The organism is Actinomyces sp. HMT897 (genome assembly GCF_016626125.1).
GTDB lineage: Bacteria > Actinomycetota > Actinomycetes > Actinomycetales > Actinomycetaceae > Actinomyces.
In genome coordinates this window covers 1486999-1506372 of sequence record NZ_CP067336.1, presented here as the reverse complement: position 1 = coordinate 1506372, position 19374 = coordinate 1486999, and the positions used below count along the sequence as shown (strand labels likewise).

Here is a 19374-nt window from a genome sequence, read left to right as displayed (position 1 = left end):
ATTGCCCTATGGCTATGACTCAGGAGAATGCGGCTTGGTTTGCGGAGACGTTTGCGCGGATGGTGGGTAATGTGGGTCTGGCTCTGTTGGGTAAGGAGGAGGTGGTGAGGTTGGCTCTGGTGACGATGCTGGCTGAGGGGCACTTGTTGCTGGAGGACGCGCCGGGGACGGGGAAGACGGCTCTGGCTCGGGCGGTGGCGGCGACGGTGCAGGGGACGCACTCGCGGATCCAGTTCACGCCGGATCTGCTGCCTAGTGATATCACGGGGGTGACGGTGTTTGATCAGGGGAGTGGGGAGTGGGAGTTCCACGCGGGTCCGGTGTTCGCGTCGGTGGTGCTGGCGGACGAGATCAACCGGGCGAGTCCGAAGACGCAGTCGGCCCTGTTGGAGGTGATGGAGGAGTCGCAGGTGACGGTGGACGGGGTGGCTCATGCGGCGGGTCGTCCGTTCATGGTGATCGCGACGCAGAACCCGATTGAGCAGGCGGGGACGTATCGTCTGCCTGAGGCTCAGTTGGACCGGTTCCTGGTCAAGACGTCGGTGGGGTACCCGGACCGGGTGGCTCTGCGTCGGGTGCTGGCGGGGTCGGCTCGTCCGGACCGGTCTCGGTCGCTGGGGGCGGTGATCGCGTCCTCGGCGGTGGCCTCGATGGCGGATCTGGCGGCGGGTAACCATGTGGAGGACTCGGTGCTGGACTATGTGGGGGCTCTGGTGGAGGCGACGCGGGGGGATGCCTCGGTGAGGTTGGGGGTGTCGACTCGTGGGGCGATCGCGATGGTGCGGGTGGCGCGGGTGTGGGCGGCTGCCCAGGGTCGGGCGTACGTGGTGCCTGATGACGTCAAGGATCTGGCTCGTAGTGTGTGGGCGCACCGTGTGGTGATGGATCCTGACGCGGAGTTCGCCGGGGCCAGTCCCGAGCAGGTCATCGACCACGCCCTGACCACCGTACCCGCACCCACCCACAGGTAAGACGTGTCTCCCGCCCCGGTCCCTTCCTCCCCGCGACCCTCCCGGTCCCAGTCAGCTGGCCGTCGTCGGCTCCTGGCCCCCGTGCGCGGGCTCGTCCGGGCCCTGCGCCCCCTGGGCCGCCTCGCCGCACCCGTCCTGCGCCCCCTGGGCCGCCTCGCTCGCCTCCTCCCGCACGCCCGGGCCGCCTCGGTGCTCACGGCGCCGTGGCGGGTGGTCACCCCCACCGGCGTCGCCGCCGGGGTGCTGCTGGCGGCCTGCGTGGCGGCCGGCTGGGTCCTGGGCTGGCAGGAGGCCTGGAGCGCGGCGGTGGTCCTCGCCGTCGTGGTGTGCACCGCCTGGCTGTGGCTGCTGCCCTCCGGCGGGCACCAGGTCAGCCACTCCCCGCTGAACAGCAAGGTGACGGTCGGGGACCACGCCCTGGTGCACGTGGAGGTCACCAACCCCCTGACCCGCTCCCTGCTGCCCACCCGCATGGAGCTGCCCATCGGCGGGGGCACCGCCGTGTTCGCGGTCCCCACCCTGGCCCCGCGGGCCAGCTTCGAGCGGGGCTTCGTGCTGCCCACCGACCACCGGGGCGTGGTCACCGTGGGACCGGTGCTGTGCGTGGCCCGCGACCCCGTCGGCCTGCTGCGCCGCGAGCGCGAGCGCACCCGCGCCCAGAGGATCCACGTCCACCCGCGCACGGTCCTCATGGGGGCGGTCCTCCAGGGCGTGCTGCGGGACGTCGAGGGCGCGGTCACCCAGGACCTGTCCAGCTCGGACGTGTCCTTCCACGCCCTGCGCGACTACGTGCCCGGGGACGACCGACGCAATGTGCACTGGCGCACCACCGCCCGCGTCGGGCGCCTCATGGTCCGCCAGTTCGAGGAGACCCGCCGCTCCAGCCTCATGGTGGTCCTGTCCACGGCGGAGGAGGACTACGACGACCCGGAGCACTTCGAGACGGCGGTGAGCGTGGCCTGCTCCCTGGCCCTGGACGCCATGCTCCAGGGCAGGCAGGTCCGCCTGCTCACCCCCGGGGCGTCCCTGCCCACCACCACGCCCCTGCGTCTGCTGGACGCCTCCTGCTCCCTGGTCCTGGAGGCCGCGCGCGATGACGTGTCCCTGGCCCGCCGGGCCTGCGCCGACCACCCTGACGCCTCGGTGCTGGTCCTGGTCACCGGCCAGTGCCTGCCCGTGGGCGACCTGGCCCGGCTGCGCGGGGTGGTCCCGGTGTCCATGATGGCCCTGGCGGTGCGCTGCGGGCAGGAGCCGTTCAGGCGCCGTCGGGTGGGCGCCATGGACGTGCTGGACCTGGACCGGCTCGAGGACCTGCCCCGGGCCATGAGGAGGCTGGTATGAGGGTCGTGCGTCTGTGGGGGCGGGTGCCCCCCACCCCGCCCACCGGGGCCGTGGCGGTCGGTGAGGTGGTCCTGCTCCTGGGGATCCTGGTCCTGGGGTCGGCGGCCTTCCTGCCCCTGTTCGACGTGGCGGCGGGCGCGCTGGCCGCCGCCGGGGCCGGTGCCCTGGGCCTTGTCCTGGGTGTGGTCTGCGCCCGGACGCGGCTGACGGCGCTGACCACCCTGGCCCTGGCGGCGGTGGTGCACATGGCGGTGGCCCCCTGGGTCCTGCCCGACGTCGGCTCGGGCTGGCAGGCGGTGCTGACGGTGTGGTCCAGCCTGGTCACGGTGTGGCGTGACGCCCTGACCCTGCCCCTGCCCCTGAGCGCCTTCAGGGCCATGACGGTCCTGCCCTGGGTGACGGGCCTGGCCGTGGGCACGCTGTCCACCCGCCTGGTGCTGGCCGGGCGTGAGCGTCTCGGGGGGCTGGCGGCCCTGCTGGTGCCGGTGGTGGCCATTACCTGGGGCGGGCGCACCGTGGTGGCCCCCACCGTGCTGGGCCCGGGCCTGGTGGCCCTGGTCCTGGTGCTGTGGGCGGTGGCCTCCCTGCGCGGTCGCCAGGACCGGGTGGCCGCGGCCATGGGGGAGGAGGACTCCGGGCTGCGCCGGGCCAGCTGGCGCAGCGGTACTCAGGCGGTGGCCCTCGTGGCGGCCGGTGTCGCGCTGGCCGTCGTGGTGGCCCCCACCCCGCCCGGGGCGCGGGTGGTGCTGCGTGACCACCTGGAGCCGCCCCTGGACCTGACCCAGTACGCCACGCCCCTGTCCCTGGTGCGGACCCTGGAGACCGACCTGTCCCACGAGTCCCTGCTGACCGCCTCCGGCCTGCCCGCTGAGGCCCGGATCCGCCTGGCCACCCTGGACTCCTACGACGGCGTGCGGGCCAGTATCGGGGAGCGCACCACCGGGGAGGCGCGCTTCCAGCACGTGGGTACCACCACCCGCCTGTCGCAGGCCGAGGCCGACGGGGCGGGCCCGGTGACCCTGACGGTGACCGGCTACTCCTACCCCTGGGTCCCCATGGTGGCGGACACGGTGACCATGCAGATGCGGGGGGACCGGGCCACGGCGCTGGGTGAGAACCTGTACAACGACCCGGCCTCGGCCACGGCGGTGGTCACCGCCGGCCTGGAGGAGGGCGACGTCCTGGACCAGCAGGCGGCGGTGGTCTCGGTCCCCAGCGACACCACGCTGCGCTCCCTGAGCGTGGCGCAGGTCGCCCTGGGGCCGGTCTCGGGGGTCCCCGCCTCCGTGGCCGCCCGGGCGGCCCAGATCGTGGGGTCGCAGTCCGCCCCCCTGGACCAGGTCCGCGCCCTCCAGCAGGCGCTGCGCGCCTCCTACTACTCCGACGGCACCAGGACGCCCTCGGAGCCGGGGCACGGGGCCGCGCGCCTGGCCTCCATGGTGCGCGCCCAGACAATGGTGGGCGACGACGAGCAGTACTCGGTGCTCATGATGCTCATGTGCCGCTCGCTGGGTATCCCCGCGCGCGTGGCCCTGGGCTTCCGCTCCGAGACCGACGGCAATACCGGGGTCGTCACCGGCGAGGACGTGGCCGCCTGGGTGGAGATCCCCTTCGAGGGACGGGGGTGGGTCCCCTTTGACGTCACCCCTGACCGCGACCAGATCCCCCAGCAGCAGAGCGCCCAGAAGGTCTCCAACCCCGAGCCGCAGGTGCTTCAGCCCCCGCTGCCCCGTCAGGACCCGGCTGAGCTCCCCCCGGCCTACCAGGACGACCCGCACCAGGACGACCAGGCCCCGCCCCGCTCCCTGCCGGTGTCCCTCCTGGTCGCGGGGGGCGCCCTGGGGGCGGTGGTGCTGGTCCTGGTGCTCATTGCGCTCCTGAAGTCCCGGCGTCGGCTGCGACGGCGGCGGTCACCGGGCCTGGACGCCGTCACCGGGGCCTGGGACGAGATCCTGGACCGCGCCCGCGACCTGGCGGTGGCCGTCGTGCCCGGGGCGACCCGGCGGGAGACGGCAGCCCGGCTGGGCGGGCGCTTCCCCTCCGCCGACCTGTCGCGCCTGGCCCGGGCCGTGGACGCCCAGGTCTTCGCCGGGGGGGAGCCCTCTGCCAAGGTGCGTGCCGCCCTGTGGGACTCGGCGGACGCCGTGATCGCCGCCATGGGCGCGGGGTATTCTCGAGGACGTCGTCTCCTCGCGCGCTTCTCCGTCCGCTCGCTGCTACGCCCTGCGTCACGGCCCCACCGGCCGCGGCGTCCCCACTAGGGAGGCTCTTGCCCATGTCATCCGGCACTCGCCACTCGCGACGTCGTCCCGGCGCCCCCGCGGTGCTCCGTCCTGCCTCCGTGCGCTCCCGTGTGCTGGCCGCCGTCCTGGACACCGTCCTGGCCGCCGTCCTGGTGGGGGGGACGGCCCTGGGTCTCATGGCGGTCGGGCGGCCTGTCCTGGTGGGGACGGTCGGTGCGGGCCTGGGCCTGGGCCTGCTGCGTCAGCTGGTGCTCGCCCTCACGGGCTGGACCCCGGGCGCGGGGGTGGCCCGGATACGCCTGGTGGACGCGCGTACCGGGCGGCCCTCGGCCCTGGGGGTGTTCCTGCACGCCGACCTCACCCTGGTCTCCGTGGTCCCCACCCTGGGGCTGGGGGCGGTCGCCCTCATGCGCTCAGCCTCCTCCGACCCCCAGGGGCGGGCCTGGCACGACCACTTCTCCGGGATCAAGGTGGTGGACGCCACAGCCGGGGCGGAGCCTGCCGCGGACCCCGAGGGCGCGCAGGCGCAGGGCGGGGACGACGTCTTCCCCACGGACGCCTTCTCCTTCAGCGGCCAGGGCCGTAACACCCTGGACGTGGCCCAGGTGCCCCTGGACAGCCCCGAGGCCAGCCAGGCGATTATCGACTCGGTCCCCTGGGCCAGCGTCCCCATGGTCCTGGACGAGGCCACGGAGGACTCCCACGCCGTCCTGTCCCAGCAGGAGGCCGCTGAGCTCCGGGCCCAGGCGGCCGGCGGGTCCCGGGAGGGCGAGGAGCGGGAGGGCCAGGAGACGGGGCCCTCGGAACCGCAGGAGGACCAGGAGGGGCCGGACGCCGTCGGGCTCCCCGGCCAGAACGCCCCGGCCGGGGAGGCACCTGCGCCGCCTCGCCCAGCCGGGGCGGGCGCGTACGGGGACCTGCCCGAGGCCGGTGCTGGCTCCGCGCCGTCCCCCCCCGGTGCCAGCGCTCTCAATGGTGCTTATGGTATGATGCCTTCCGCTTCAGGTACTCACGGTCATGCCCCGAGTCCCGCCTCGGCACCCACCCGGGTGCCCGTCGGTGCCGAGCCCGGGTCGGACCCCCAGGTCCGTGCGTCCGCCGTGGGTACCACGATACTGTCGAGTGGTACTGAGGGTATGAGAACTGGTCCAGGCACTGCTGCTACCCCTGCCCCGGGAACGAGGGCGGCCGCCCGGGCCGCTGCCCGCGCTGCCGCCCAGGGCGCCGCGGGCGCGCCCAGGCCCGCCGGTACCAGGCCCGGGGAGGAGACCCGGGTGGGCATGCGCCCCATTAGCGCCGAGATACTCAGCGCCCCCCCTACCAGGAGGGCCGCCCACGCCAGCACCCCCCAGAGCCCCACCACCCGGGCCATCCCCATGACCCCCCAGAGCGCCACCAGCGCCCCCACCGCCCACGACCCGGCCCCGGGCAGCCGCCGGGCCCGTGCCAGTGCGCGCCGCGAGGAGGTGGCGCTGCCGCCGGACGCCCCGAAGGTCTCCACCCCCGTCCTGGCCCCCTCGGCCCCGGCCGCCACCCGCTCAGGGCGTGCGGCCTCCCGCCCGCGGGTCAGGCTGATCCCCCTGGACGGCGGGGAGCCCATCCACCTGACGGAGCCCGCCGTGCTGGGACGGGACCCGGACAATATCTCCCCCTACCCCGAGGCCCGTAAGATCCGGGTCACCGACTCCGGGCGCTCCATCTCCAAGACCCACGCGGCCCTGGTCCCCATGGTGGACGGCCTGTGGGTCACCGACCTGCACTCCACCAACGGCACCCGGGTCAAGAGCGAGGGGCGGACCACCCGCCTGGTGGCGGGCGACGCCGTGCCCGCCCCCCTGGGGGCCACGGTGTACTTCGGGATAGCGGGCTACAGGATCCGCTCCGACTCCCGCTCAGGGCGTCTCGACGCAGGCCGTCGTCGGGCTTGAGGTACGCCCCTTGCGCAGGCTGGAGACCTGCAGGCAGGTGCGTCCGGTGCGCGCGGACACGGTCACCGTGGTCCTGGAGGTGGAGCTGGTCGTCGCCGACGCGCCCGGGCTGCTGCCCTCCTGGTAGAGGTACTGGTCGGCCCAGTCCTGTGTGGGCGGCTCCCAGGTAAAGGTCACCTTCCCGTCCTCGGTGAGGACCCCGGTGAGGTTGCGCGGCGGCGGCAGCTCCTCCAGGGACTTCTCCTTGCCCGGGGCGATGGTGGCGAAGGTGGCGTGGGGCCGGGGCCCGTCGGTCTGCCGGGACAGCAGGATGGTGCCCAGCACCGCCCCCGCGGCCACCACCGTGGTCAGCACCAGGACCAGGGCGCGGCGCAGCAGGGGGGAGCGTCCCGGCGCCTGCCGGTCCGGCTCCTGGGTGGCCTGCTGCTCGGTGGCGTCCTTGGCCTCAGGCAGCACGACGGCGTCGGGGACCTTGCTGAACACCCCCAGCCGGGTGGCCTCGCCCTCGGCCGCGACGGGGCGCCCCAGGCTCTCCCCGGGCTCCTGGAGGAGGTCCACGGTGGTGCACGGCAGCCCCAGCTCGCTCTCGACCTGCTGGAGGGCGCGGGCGAAGGCCAGGGCGGTGGGGTAGCGGTTCTCGGGGCGCTTCTCCATGGCCGTGGCCAGGACGTTGTACAGGGACGGCGGGGCGTCCTTGCGGGGCAGGCGGGGCACCGGGTCGGTAATGATCCGGCGTGACAGGGAGTAGACGTCCTTGCAGGTGCCGTCGGGGTCGAAGGGGCTGCGCCCGCTGAGCATCGCGTAGGTGGTGGCGCCCAGGGAGTAGATGTCGGACAGGGGACGGGCCTCGTCGGTGCCCACGAGCTGCTCGGGGGGCGCCCAGGGCACGCTCATGCCCCGCAGCTCCCCGTCCTGCTTGGGCCCGCTCATGGCCGAGATCCCGAAGTCGGAGAGCACCGGGCGGCGGTAGTGGGTGAACAGGATGTTCGCCGGCTTGATGTCGCGGTGGATGATCCCGGCGCGGTGGGCGGTCTCCACGGCCCCGGCGATCTGGACCGCGGTGCTCAGCGCCTGGGACACCCCCAGGGGCTCGCGCTGGAGGATCGTCCCCAGGGAGGGCGGGGGGCAGTACTCCATGACGATGAAGGGGCTGCCCTCGTCGGAGACCCCCGCCCCGTAGACCGACAGGATCGCCGGGTGGGTGGAGACCTTGGCCATGAGGTTGGCCTCGGACTCGAAGCGTGCGGCGACGTCGTCGCCCATGTCCGAGTTCATGACCTTGACCGCGACCTCGCGCCGCGGCATGTGCTGCTCGTAGAGGTAGACGGTGGAGTACCCGCCCCTGCCCAGGAAGCGCAGGTAGGTGAATCCGGGGATGGTCGGTGGCGTGTTGGGTTCCCCCTGACGCCCCTGCGTCACGGCAGGTCCTGGAGCCGGACGGTCTGCCCGTCACCGAGGTCCAGCAGGTCGTTGCTGCGCAGCACCACGGACTGGCCGGCCGACAGGCGCAGGGGGGAGGAGCCCTCACGGTGCAGGATCGTGCCGTTGGAGTGGGACAGGTCCTGGGCGAGCACGCTCCACTCGTCCACGTCCAGGAGCAGGTGGTTGCGTGAGATGAGCAGCTCGGGGCTGTCCACGGTCAGGGGCTGGGCGGTCAGGCCGGTCATGGTCGTGACGTTCTCCGGGGAGGGCAGGCGCCCGATGAGGACCGGGCGCACCAGCTCCACGCGCTGCCCGGAGGAGGAGACCGCCCACCCCAGGGAGGGGCGCGGACGGTAGCGGGCAGGCGTGTTGAGCGGCAGGCCGCACTGGCGGCAGGTGGTGTAGCTGGTCGGGTTGGCGTGCCCGTTGGCGCAGACCGAGGACAGGACGCGCTGCTCGGGCGCGGTCTCGGCGTGACGGGCCGGGGAGGAGGCCGAGACCGCCGGGAGCAGCTCGGCGACCAGGTCCTCGGGCAGCTCGGCCACGGTCCGCCCGTCGTGGTCCCCGGGACGCTCCTCGTCCTCGTCCTCACCCTCCAGGCTCGCCAGGTACTCGTCGTCAATGGCCGTGATCTCCGCCGTCGGGGAGGACTCGTCGCCGTGGAAGGGGACCACCGGGTAGGTGGTAGGCTCCTCGAGGTCGAAGGGCGCGGACACCTCGGGGGTGGAGGCGGTCTCGTGGCGGGGCGCGGGCACCGGGGCGGGGCGGGAGGGCCCCTCGCCGATGACGACCCTGCCCGCGGGCACGACGGCGTCAGCGGCGGGGCGCAGCACCGGGGTGTCGTCGGCCTGCGACGGCGGGGACAGGACGATGTGGCTGCTGGCGGGGGCGGCCGTCTCGAACCAGGTGGCGACCTCCTGGGCGCGCACCGGGGTGCCGTTGACCTCCAGGACCACGCGCCCGCGTACCGCGATCCGGATCTCCTGGGAGGAGACCGGCATGACCAGCACGAACTCCGGGATCCCGCCCAGGCGCCCGCCCATGCCCATGACGAACTCGTCCAGGACGGTGGTCAGGGAGCCCTCCGGGGAGCGCAGGCACTCCCAGATCCGCTCGACCAGCTCGGAGGGGACGCGGTCGGGCAGGAACATCACCCCCCGGGGGGTGATGGCGGCGGACCAGGTGCCCTCGGACCACCGAGCTGAGGACATTGTGATCTCATCGATGGCCATGGGATCTCCTTTGAGAGGGGTGTTGGGGGTGTGGTGTCGTGCCACCTCGCTGCGCCTGATTCTCTCACAGATGAACCGGTGGTGACATGGTCGGGGTACCACGGGCCCGGCCGGCGACGGTGGACGTGGCGCGGCGCACGCGGGTGGGGCGCGGGTGGCGCCAGGTGCGGGTGTGCCCGGCATGACGCGGTTTCCCCGGCCTCCTGCCCGGCGGGGCCCGACGGCGTCCCCGGGCAGTCCGACGTGGCTCACTGCACAGTGCAGATGGTGTCCCCCAGGTAGAAGCGGTAGCCCCGGCGGACCAGCTCGGTGCGGCCCGGGCGCAGGCGGTGCGTCCCGGTCTCGGTCTCCACGTGGGTGCCGTTGGTGGAGTCCAGGTCCGTGAGCATAACGCCGGCCGGGTCGGGCAGGATCAAGACGTGGGTCTTGGAGATCGAGGGGTCGGGGGTGGTCACCGCCACCAGGCGGGCGTGGGGGACGCGGGAGGGGGGAGCGGGCTGGCGGCCCACGACGGTGGGCCCGAAGACGGCGATGAGGTCGCCGTCGCACAGGATGCTGGCCGTGCCGTGGGTGGTGGGGCTGCTGCGCAGCAGGACCGTGCCCGACAGCCGGTCGAACCAGTTGCGTTTCTCGTGCCGGACCAGGGCCGTAAGGTAGATAACCAGGGGGCCGACGCCGGCGGTCGCCAGCGCCGAGATTAGGACCAGGAGGTTGCGGTGTGCCCCGGCCCACCCCGGGGGGGCGTAGGGGGACGTGGCGCGCCGCAGCCGCGCGGAGAAGACCAGCAGGCCCGGCGTTGCCCCGGTGGCGGCCAGGACGACCGTGTCCACCAGGTAGGTCGCCAGGACGACCAGGGCGACGGCCCCCGGGGCCCGGACGTCGCAGACCACGTAGGCTGTTACAGCGATAAGCACCATAATGGTGACGTTGGTCATACTCATGAGCACTCGCCGTGCCGAGGTGACGGGGAGGGGGGCGGAGGCGTGCTCGTTGGTGGTCACAGGGTCACGATAGCCAAGGGGCGGGCCGGTGGGTGCGTTCGCGGGCGCTCGCGGGACCCGGGTGGGTGGTGGCCGGGCCGCGCGCCGGCGTCTCTCGGGCCGCGCGCCGGCGCCCTCTGGGCGGCGGCCCCGGCGGCGGGTGCCGGAGTGGTGGGAGGATGGTGGGAGCAACCCGTCCCGAGGAGCCAGTGCGCATGAAGATCGCCGTGAACCCCGACCCCTCCCAGTGGGTCATTGTCCCCGCCTTCCCCCCGCCCGGCTGGATCCGTGACGAGGCGCGGCGCCGCAGTATCGCCCTGGGCGTCACGGGGCCCCGCTGGCGGGCGGAGCTCGAGGCCCTCCTGGCCGACCTGCTGGTGGTGGAGCGGCGCGAGAGCCTGGCCCGCCTGCTCCACATCGACGACGCCTCCGGCACCCCCTTTGTGGTGGATCTCAGTCTGGTGCGGGCCGGTGACGACGGCACCAAGGCGGGGCGCCACGCCACCCAGAAGGCCCTGGTGGAGAGGTTCGTCCCCGGTGCCGTGCCCGAGCGCCAGCGGCCCGGCCCCACCATGGCGGGGTTCTGCGGGTTCGCGACCGATCCCGAGGAGGCGGTCCAGGGGGTCGTGGTGCTCCGCCTGGCGGGTCTGCCCACGGTGCCGGTCGACCTGGTCATGCGGTTGTGGGGGGCCTCGGCCAAGGCCATACGCCCCTACCTCACCGTCATTGTGGGGCTGGCCGCCCGGGTGGTGCCTGCCGAGGGCTGAGGGGCCGCGGGCCGAGCGTCGGGGGAGCTGGCCGCCGAGGAAGCTGCGGCCGCGGGCCGGGGGAGCCGCAGGGGCTGGCGGTTGCGGGGGCTGGCGGCCAAGAGCTGAGGGGGCCAGCTGTTCCTTGAGGACGTCGTTGGTCGGGCCCTCGCTGGCGGCTGCGGGCCAGGGGTTGGCGGCCGCGGGCCGAGCGCCGGGGGCCGCGGGCCGGGGGAGCTGGCCGCCGAGGGGGCCAGCGGTTGAGGGCCGAAGGGGCTGGCGGCCCTACTGGACGCCGACGAGCACGCCTGCTGCCTGGAGGGCCTGGGTGAGCTTCTCCACGTACTCGGCGTGGGTCTTATTGGACTTGCGTACGCCCAGGGCGCCGCCGATCAGGGCGGACGTGGAGGAGGAGCGGTAGGTCGCGGCGGTCCCCTGGGGGCCGGTGCCGAACTCCACGCTCTGGACCAGGTAGAAGCTGCTGCCCATAAAGGCGCCGAAGGCGATGGTCAGCCCCTTCTTGCCGCGGGTCAGGACGAGGCCTCCGGTGGGGGAGAGCTCGACCGTCCACCCGCCCTGGGTGAAGACGGAGCCGACGAGGGAACGGGCCTGGTCCACGGGCGCAGCGATAATAAAGGTCTTCTCAGCCATGGGGCGCATCCTACGCGACTCCCGGTGCGTGGCTGCGCCCCCCTGCCACCGGCGCCAGGGGGCTTGGGTTTCACCACGCGCGCCGACGGTCTCATATGCCCACCCGCTGCCAGCGCCGAGCGGATTGGCTACGGGCCTGGTGACGGGAGGCGAATAGTCTAGGCCCACCGTGCGCGAGTCCTGCCGCAGGCGCGCTGTCACGGGCCCCGGCCTCACCGTCCACCCGCTGCGCGCGAGTCCTGCCGCTCTTCCGCCTGCCCCGGCGCAGCTCGGCGCCCCCAGGCCCTGTACGTGCGAGTCCTGCCGATTGAGTTTCACGTGGAACAGTTCCACGACGCCTCCAGGCCCCGACGGCCCCACCACCCCGTCGCCGTCGAGACGGGCCCCTCTACGTAGGAAACCGGGTTTTCGCGGCACTGGAAGGGTTCTGCCCGGGCCGGTACCCTCGGTCACAGACGCCGGCAGACGAAGGAGGAGCCGTGGCCCAGCAGCCCCCTGCACCAGGAACCTGGGAGGAGGACCCTGCGGCGGCCTCGATCCTGGTGGCTACCGGCCGCCCCCGGCACGACCTCCTGGTGGTCGCCGACCCCGGCCTCCTCACCGAGCTCGACGCCGCCTGGGGCGCCCCCGACGCCAGCGTGCGCCTGTCCTTCCTGCCCGGGGTCTCCGCGCCCGTCTCGCCCGGGCAGGAGGACGCCCTGCTGTCCTACGACCGCTGGGGCCTGGGCGTCCTGGTGGCGCGGGGCCGGACCAGCCTCTACGAGGGGCGCCCCGCCCGGCGCGTGACCGCAATGGCTCGTACTGCCGCCGGGTCGGGGCTGCGTGCCGCCGTGCTGGTCGCCCGGGCGGCCTCCCTCGGGCAGGCGGCGGTGGGCGACGTCCTGGTCGTCTCGGACCACATGAGCCTCCTGGGCGCCCCGCTCTTCCCTGCTCCCGAGCCCGTGGAGGCCGCCTGGGACGAGGAGCTCACCGAGCGGGTCGCGGCGCTCGACGGCGTCCTGGGCCGCGGGGTGCTCGCCCTCGTCCCGGGCCCGGTGCGTCCTACGCGCACGGAGGCCTCGATCCTGGCGGCCCTGGGCGCGGACGCCGTCGTCATGGACAGCGTGGCCGAGGCGATGGCGCTGGCCTCACGGGGTGTGAGGGTCGTGGGCCTGGCCTGCATCGACTCCCTGGCCGGACCCGCGGAGACGGGACGACGTGACGCCCGGTCCGCAGGACGGCGGGCAACCAGGGCCCAGGAGCCGGCCCGGGCGCTGGCCCAGGTGCGGGGCTCCCGACGGGGTGGGCAGTGGAGCGCGCCGCGGGTTGTCCGCGCCGCGATCGAGACGGTCCTGACCGCCCTGCGCTAACCGCGAGAACGGTACTTATTCGTCGTGAGAACGGTACTTATTCGCCGTGAGAACGGTACTTGTTCGTCGTGAGAACGGTACTTGTTCGTCGCGAGAACGGTACTTATTGCTCATGAGAACGGGCGGCGATAGCGCCGGGCCTGTGTGCGCCAGCCGCTCATGAGCTCCTCGTAAGTGACCTTCCGGTGGTCGCCTGCCTCGTGCCTCCTGGTGCGGGGCGGGCACCCATGAGGCGGACGCCACCAACGCCTACGGATCATCCGGCCATCCACGGATCGCCCACGTGGTGCGGTCCGCAGGTCGCACTAGTTCTTGCAGATCTCACGAGTTTCTGTACCGGCTCTCTGGGCGACCCCGGGAAATCCGCATGATTCCGCGGGCCTCAAGGGATCGCGCAAGAGCTCGTGCAGTTCGCAAGAAGCCGTGCAATCTGGTGAGTCCATGGGTCGTACCGAGAGCCTGTGGGCCGTACCGAGCCCGGCCTAAAACCGTCCCGACGTCGGCCTCCGCCGGATCCGGGATTCTGGGCCTCCTCGTTCCCGACCTCCTGGACCACCGTCGGCCCCGCCCGGTCCGGGATCCTGGAGCCGGGCCCCTCCCTCTAGACTGCTCGCCGTGCGCCTGACCGCCCTCCTGCCCCCGCTGCTCACCGACCCGACGACTGCCGACCTCGTCGCCGCGGCCAGCAGCCGGACCCGCACCGACCGCACCGTCGTCGTCGCCCCAGGTGCGCGTCCCGCCGTCCTGGCGGCCCTGACGCTGGGAGCCGACGGCGTCGCCCGCGCCACCGGTGCCACCATCCCGCCCGCGCCCGCCGCACCCGCCTCCACAGCCTCGGCGCCCGCCCCTGCTCCCGCGCCCACAGCCCCCGCCCCCGCCGCATCTACCGCGGCCCCCCTCACGACCCCGGCGGCCGCACCCGCCGCGGCCCAGGCGGCCGCACCCACCCTCACGTCCTCCGCCCCTTCCCAGGCCACGACCCCGGGGGAGCGGCGTACCCCCACCACCACGGGCACCCCCCTGCTGGTGGTCACCGCCACCGGGCGCCAGGCCGAGGAGACCGCCGCCGCCCTGACCTGCTACCTGCCTGACGCCGAGGTCGCCGTCTTCCCCGCCTGGGAGACCCTGCCCCACGAGCGCCTCTCCCCGCGCGCCGACACGGTGGCCGCCCGCCTGGCCGTCCTGCGCCGCCTGGCCCACCCGCACGACGAGCGCTGCGCGGGCCCCGTGCGAGTCCTGGTGGTGCCGGTGCGCGCCCTGCTGGCCCCCGTCATCGCCGGGCTCGGTGAGCTCGAGCCCCTCCACCTGGTCCGCGGTCAGCGCCTGGATCTGGACCAGGTGGCCGCCCGCCTGGGCGCGGCCGCCTACACGCGCGTGGACATGGTGGAGAGGCGCGGCGAGTTCGCGGTACGCGGCGGCATTCTGGACCTTTTCCCGCCTACCGAGCCGCGTCCGGTGCGCGTGGACCTCTTCGGCGACGAGATCGAGTCGGTGTCCTCCTTCTCCGTGTCCGACCAGCGCACGATCACCGAGCTCACCTCCGTCACCGCCACCGCCTGCCGCGAGATCCTGCTCACCGACGCCGTCCGCTCCCGGGCCGCCCGGGCCGCCGCCGCCATCCCCGGCGCCGCCGACATGCTGGCCAAGATCGCCGACGGCGTCCCGGTGGAGGGCATGGAGTCCCTGGCCCCGGTGCTCGCTGAGCGCATGGTGCCCCTGCTGGACCTCGTGGGCGACCGCCTGACCGTGGTCCTGGAGCCCGAGAGGGTGCGCCGTCGTGCCGAGGACCTGGTGGCCACCACCAGCGAGTTCCTGGCCGCCGCCTGGACCTCGGCCGCGTCCGGGGGCACCGTCCCGGTGGACCTGTCCGCCGCCGCCTTCGCGCCCCTGGGCGAGGCCCGCGCCCTGGCCCTGTCGCGCAACCTCGGCTGGTGGTCGCTGACCTCCCTGCCCCCCTCCGAGCGGACCGTCACGCTGCCCCTGAGAGAGCCCCGCACCTACCGGGGCCAGCTCCAGGAGGCCGTGTCCGACCTGGGGGCCATGGCCCGTGACGGCTGGGCGGTCGTCGTGGCCACCGACGGGCCCGGCCCCGGCCGGCGCATGGCCCAGCTCCTGGTCGACGCCGACGTCCCCGCCCGCATGGTCACCCACCTCGACGAGCCCGCCGACCTGGGCTACCGCCCCGCCCCAGGGGGTGACTCCGCCTCGGGTGGATCCGGCGCCGACCCCGTCACCCCCGAGCCCACCGACCTGGCCGCCCCGCCTGCTGCTGGACCCGCCCGGGGCGACGGCGTCGTGCGCGTCACCCAGGCCGCTACCGGGCACGGCTTCCTGGCCCCCGGCCTGCGCCTGGCCCTGGTCGCCGAGTCCGACCTCACCGGGCGGTCCCCGGCTGGCCCGCGCGGGGCCAAGACCCTTCCCGCCCGCCGCTCCCGCAGGAGCGTGGACCCCCTGTCGCTGCACGCCGGCGACCTGGTGGTCCACGCCCAGCACGGCATCGGCCGCTTCGTCGAGCTCAGCCGGCGCGCCGTGGGCGGCCCCCGCTCCGCCGCCACCCGGGAGTACCTGGTCATTGAGTACGCCCCCTCCCGCCGCGGCCAGCCCGGCGACCGCCTCCTGGTGCCCACCGACGCCCTGGACCAGGTGACCAAGTACGTCGGTGGGGACGCCCCGGCCCTGAGCAAGATGGGCGGCGCCGACTGGGCGCGCACCAAGTCCAGGGCCCGCAAGGCCGTGCGCGAGATCGCCGGCGAGCTGGTGCGCCTCTACGCCGCCCGGTCCGCCACCACCGGGCACGCATTCGGCCCCGACACCCCCTGGCAGGCGGAGCTGGAGGAGGCCTTCCCCTACACTGAGACCCCCGACCAGCTGGCCACCATTGACGAGGTCAAGGCTGACATGGAGAGGCCCCAGCCTATGGACCGCCTGGTGTGCGGCGACGTCGGCTACGGCAAGACCGAGATCGCCGTGCGTGCCGCGTTCAAGGCCGTGGCCGACGGCAAGCAGGTGGCCGTCCTGGCGCCCACCACCCTCCTGGTGAGCCAGCACGCCGAGACCTTTACCGAGCGCTACGCGGGCTTCCCCGTGCGCGTGGCCCAGCTCTCCCGCTTCCAGTCCGACGCCGAGTCCGCCCAGGTCCTGGCCGGGCTGGCCGACGGCAGCATCGACGTGGTGGTGGGCACCCACCGCCTCATCACCGGGCGGGTGCGCTTCAAGGACCTGGGGCTGGTGGTCATTGACGAGGAGCAGCGCTTCGGGGTGGAGCACAAGGAGACCCTCAAGGCGCTGCGCACCGACGTGGACGTGCTGTCCATGTCCGCCACCCCCATCCCGCGCACCCTGGAGATGGCGGTCACCGGCCTGCGGGAGATGTCCACCCTGGCCACCCCGCCCGAGGACCGCCACCCCATCCTGACCTACGTGGGCGCCTACGAGGCCAGGCAGGTCTCAGCCGCCGTCCGTCGTGAGCTGCTGAGGGACGGCCAGGTCTTCTACGTCCACAACCGGGTGGAGGACATTGACGCCGTCGCCTCCCGCCTGGCCGAGATGGTGCCCGAGGCCCGGGTGGCCACCGCCCACGGGCAGATGGGCGAGGCCCGCCTGGAGCGGGTCATTGACGACTTCTGGCACAAGGAGATCGACGTGCTGGTGTGCACCACCATCGTCGAGACCGGCCTGGACGTGTCCAACGCCAACACCCTCATTGTGGACCGTGCCGACCGTATGGGCCTGAGCCAGCTCCACCAGCTGCGCGGGCGCGTGGGGCGGGGCCGGGAGCGCGCCTACGCCTACTTCCTCTATCCGGGTGAGCGGCCCCTGACCGAGACCGCCCTGGAGCGCCTGCGCACGATCGCCACCAACACCGACCTGGGGGCGGGCATGCAGGTGGCCATGAAGGACCTGGAGATCCGGGGGGCCGGCAACCTGCTGGGAGGGGAGCAGTCCGGGCACATCGCCGGAGTGGGGTTCGACCTGTACGTGCGCATGGTCACCGAGGCCGTGGCCGCCTACAAGAAGGCCCTCAAGGTCGGTGCCGACGCCGACGCCGAGGCGGGGGTCGACGAGGACCTGCGCGTGGAGCTGCCGGTGGACGCCACCGTCCCCGAGGACTACATCCCTCACGAGCGCCTGCGCCTGGAGGCCTACACCAAGTTCGCCGCCGCCCGCAGCGAGACGGATGTGCGCGACGTCCTGGAGGAGCTGGCCGACCGCTACGGGCCGGTGCCGCCGGCCACCGCACGCCTGGCGGACCTGGCCCGGCTGCGCGCCCTGGCCGCCTCCCTGGGGGTGCGCGAGATCGTGGCCCAGGGCAGGTCGGTGCGCTTCGCGCCGGTGGACCCGCCTGAGTCCGGGCGCATGCGGCTGACGCGCCTGTACCCGGGGACCGTCCTCAAGCCCGCCACCCGCACCATCGTGGTCCCCGCCCCGGGCAGCGCCCGCATGGGCGGGGGCGCGGTCGAGGGCGAGGAGCTGCTGCGCTGGGCGGAGGTGCTCCTGCGGGCCGTAGTGGTCGGCGACAAGGACTATGAGGCCGAGGCCACCAGGTACCGACGCCGTCGGTGAGGCCCGGGTACCGATGCCGCCGAGCTGGCCCCGCCCTGCCCGTCTCCCTGCTCGCGAGAACGGTACTTATTGCTCGTGAGAACGGTACTTGTTTGTCGTGAGAACGGTACTTGTTCGTCGCGAGAACGGGGGTGCCTGCAGTGGTCCTGTCTGGGCTGGTTGGTGGGTGCGGGTCGGGGCGGGTGCGCCGGGTACCGGGTGGCCTTCTCGGTGTGCTCGTCCCTGGGCGTGCTATCCGTGTGGTGGCGGTGGTGGGGGCGGGCTCGTCCCGGGGGACGCCGGGGCCTGGGCCGCCGCCACCTCCGGTCAGGCGCTCGCGGCGGCTCGCCCCGGGAGGCGCCGGGCTCCGTCTGCTCTTGCGGGTGCACCCGCGCGCCGGACTGGCCTGGAGGCTCCGGCGGACAGCTCCAGGGCACCCAGGGGGGCCTGCCACCGCCAGGGCCCAGGTGCGGGCCCGCTCCCACACGGCCCCAGGGCAACCCAGGGGGCGTGCGGGAGCGTCGAGCTGGGTTGAGGTGAACGCGCTCTGGGGCAGGTAGACGCCATCTCACGGGTATGAACGCGCTTTTGTCCAGGTGAACGCTAGTCAGAACGGCGTTCACCCAACCAAGAGCACGTTCACCAGCCTCGGGGCACGCTCACCCGGCCCAGAGCACGTTCACCCACACAAGAGTGCATTCACCTGAGGGCGTGTGGCCCCACAACAGCAGTCAGCCCCCGTCGACGACGCAGGCGGCCAGGCGGCGTCGTCCCCCAGGGGCCAGCAGTGCGTTAGCGTGGGTCACGAAGGTCTTTGGGAAGGCGACGCAGGCACGCCAACCCACATCCCGCCGAGCCCTCCTCAACCCAACCGCCCACAACCACCCAGAGAAGCACACCTAGTTAAGGACGCTCAATGCCGCATCCCGCTTCACGCCGAACACCAGTCCTCGCCGCCTGCGCCCTCCTGACCCTGCCGGTCCTGCTGACCGGGTGCCAGGACTCGCCCCGCTCCGAGCCGACCGAGGCGGACGGACCCACGGCCCAGTCCACCAGCGCCCAGGCCCTGCCAGGTCCCAGCGAGGAGGCGACGACGCAGGTCACTGGGGTCCCGCTGAGCCCGAAGCCGAGCCCGACGTCGACGTGCTCTGACAAGTCAGGGGCCGAGGCCCTGAGCACCTGGGTGTCCCGGGTACGGACCTTCAGAGGCTGGGCCTGGGACACCACGTACACGGACACCTCCACCTACGACCCCTGCGCCGCCCTGTCCTGGATCGTCCTGTCGATCGAGATGGGCACGGTCTCCTCACCCTGCCAGATTATGCTCTTCCACAACGGTGAGTACATTGGCGTCACCAGCGACCGGATGATCGGGTTCTACCCGAAGGTGGTGCGCCTTGGTGACGGGGTAATTCAGGTCACCTACACGTGGCCGCGCGAGAACGAGGCCAACGCGATGGCCTCGGGACGCTCAGTCTCAATCTTCACGTGGGACGAGGCCTCCTCCTCGGTGGTGCACTCCGGCGAGTGGCCGCCCATGAACGACTGACGGCGGCGCGTGGGGGCGCCTGCCCGCTATTCCCCGGTGGCAGTAGGGCTGCCCTGTGTGCAGGGGTTCCGGGCCCAGGTGCGGGCCCGCTCCCACACGGCCCCAGGGCATCCGGGGGGTGCCCGCGCGTCGGACTGGGTTGAGGTGAACGCGCTCTGGGGCAGGTAGACGCCGTCTCACGTGTATGGACGCGCTTCCGTCCTGGTAAACGCCAGCTAGAACGGCGTTGACCCAACCAAGAGCGCGTTCACCAGCCTCTGGGCACGCTCACCCGACCCGGAGCACGTTCACCTGCACAAAGAGCACGCTCACCCGGCCCAGAGCGCGTTCACCCAACCAAGAGCGCGTTCACCTGAGGGCACGTGGGCCCACAAGCAGCCAGCCCCACAGCCCGGCCCACCGCCCTACCCCACCGCCGCC

The 19374-nt window shown here is 73.4% G+C and carries 12 protein-coding genes; 8 read left to right on the top strand and 4 right to left on the bottom strand.

Annotation, left to right across the window (positions count from 1 at the left end; all coding sequences use genetic code 11):
• Positions 1-8: 8 nt before the first annotated feature.
• The 4 genes from JJJ15_RS06050 (at position 9) to JJJ15_RS13435 (ending at position 6483) form a co-directional block, all read left to right on the top strand.
• Positions 9-971, top strand: a complete 963-nt coding sequence (locus tag JJJ15_RS06050) for a MoxR family ATPase (RefSeq protein ID WP_106109649.1) — start codon at positions 9-11, stop codon at positions 969-971.
• Positions 972-1052: 81 nt separating this feature from the next.
• Complete coding sequence (locus tag JJJ15_RS06045) at positions 1053-2312, top strand: DUF58 domain-containing protein (RefSeq protein ID WP_246742188.1); 1260 nt, start codon at positions 1053-1055, stop codon at positions 2310-2312.
• Positions 2309-4573 (top strand): transglutaminase-like domain-containing protein, encoded by a 2265-nt coding sequence (locus tag JJJ15_RS13440; RefSeq protein WP_200511785.1) that lies wholly within the window; start codon positions 2309-2311, stop codon positions 4571-4573. Before JJJ15_RS06045 ends, JJJ15_RS13440 begins: the two co-directional genes overlap by 4 nt.
• Positions 4574-4587: 14 nt before the next feature.
• A complete protein-coding gene (locus tag JJJ15_RS13435; protein ID WP_200511784.1) occupies positions 4588-6483 on the top strand; it encodes an RDD family protein in 1896 nt (631 codons plus the stop codon).
• Here the strand turns inward: JJJ15_RS13435 and JJJ15_RS06030 are convergent.
• The 3 genes from JJJ15_RS06030 to JJJ15_RS06020 form a co-directional block, all read right to left on the bottom strand.
• Positions 6448-7902 (bottom strand): serine/threonine-protein kinase, encoded by a 1455-nt coding sequence (locus JJJ15_RS06030; protein ID WP_106109895.1) that lies wholly within the window; start codon positions 7900-7902, stop codon positions 6448-6450. The two genes, JJJ15_RS13435 and JJJ15_RS06030, sit on opposite strands and share 36 nt — an antisense overlap.
• On the bottom strand, positions 7899-9137 hold the full coding sequence (locus JJJ15_RS06025; RefSeq protein ID WP_246742187.1) for an FHA domain-containing protein: 1239 nt from the start codon (positions 9135-9137) through the stop codon (positions 7899-7901). Before JJJ15_RS06025 ends, JJJ15_RS06030 begins: the two co-directional genes overlap by 4 nt.
• 248 nt (positions 9138-9385) lie before the next feature.
• The gene (locus JJJ15_RS06020) at positions 9386-10138 is read right to left on the bottom strand and encodes an FHA domain-containing protein (protein ID WP_200511783.1); all 753 of its coding nucleotides are present in this window, start codon (positions 10136-10138) and stop codon (positions 9386-9388) included.
• Between the two features lie 194 nt (positions 10139-10332).
• Between JJJ15_RS06020 and JJJ15_RS06015 the strand changes: the two genes are divergently transcribed.
• Complete coding sequence (locus JJJ15_RS06015) at positions 10333-10884, top strand: hypothetical protein (protein WP_200511782.1); 552 nt, start codon at positions 10333-10335, stop codon at positions 10882-10884.
• Positions 10885-11148: 264 nt separating this feature from the next.
• Here the strand turns inward: JJJ15_RS06015 and JJJ15_RS06010 are convergent, their stop codons facing one another.
• Positions 11149-11514, bottom strand: a complete 366-nt coding sequence (locus JJJ15_RS06010; RefSeq protein WP_106109893.1) for a hypothetical protein — start codon at positions 11512-11514, stop codon at positions 11149-11151.
• A 479-nt stretch (positions 11515-11993) separates the two neighbouring features.
• On the opposite strand from JJJ15_RS06010, the gene JJJ15_RS06005 reads away from it, so the two are divergent.
• The 3 genes from JJJ15_RS06005 (at position 11994) to JJJ15_RS05995 (ending at position 18954) form a co-directional block, all read left to right on the top strand.
• Entirely contained in the window at positions 11994-12863 is an 870-nt protein-coding gene (locus tag JJJ15_RS06005; RefSeq protein WP_200511781.1) for a purine-nucleoside phosphorylase, read from the top strand.
• 615 nt (positions 12864-13478) lie between these two features.
• Positions 13479-17426, top strand: coding sequence for a transcription-repair coupling factor (gene mfd, locus JJJ15_RS06000; protein ID WP_200511780.1), 3948 nt, complete (start codon positions 13479-13481; stop codon positions 17424-17426).
• 895 nt (positions 17427-18321) lie between these two features.
• Positions 18322-18954 (top strand): LppP/LprE family lipoprotein, encoded by a 633-nt coding sequence (locus JJJ15_RS05995; protein ID WP_200511779.1) that lies wholly within the window; start codon positions 18322-18324, stop codon positions 18952-18954.
• Positions 18955-19374: the final 420 nt, after the last annotated feature.

Bases quoted from the DNA above. Each gene is read 5' to 3' on its own strand.
- JJJ15_RS13440 (WP_200511785.1), top strand. From the start codon at position 2,309: ATGAGGGTCGTGCGTCTGTGGGGGCGGGTGCCCCCCACCCCGCCCACC.
- JJJ15_RS05995 (WP_200511779.1), top strand. From the start codon at position 18,322: ATGCCGCATCCCGCTTCACGCCGAACACCAGTCCTCGCCGCCTGCGCC.
- JJJ15_RS06010 (WP_106109893.1), bottom strand. From the start codon at position 11,514: ATGGCTGAGAAGACCTTTATTATCGCTGCGCCCGTGGACCAGGCCCGT.
- JJJ15_RS06015 (WP_200511782.1), top strand. From the start codon at position 10,333: ATGAAGATCGCCGTGAACCCCGACCCCTCCCAGTGGGTCATTGTCCCC.
- JJJ15_RS13435 (WP_200511784.1), top strand. From the start codon at position 4,588: ATGTCATCCGGCACTCGCCACTCGCGACGTCGTCCCGGCGCCCCCGCG.
- JJJ15_RS06050 (WP_106109649.1), top strand. From the start codon at position 9: ATGGCTATGACTCAGGAGAATGCGGCTTGGTTTGCGGAGACGTTTGCG.
- JJJ15_RS06025 (WP_246742187.1), bottom strand. From the start codon at position 9,137: ATGGCCATCGATGAGATCACAATGTCCTCAGCTCGGTGGTCCGAGGGC.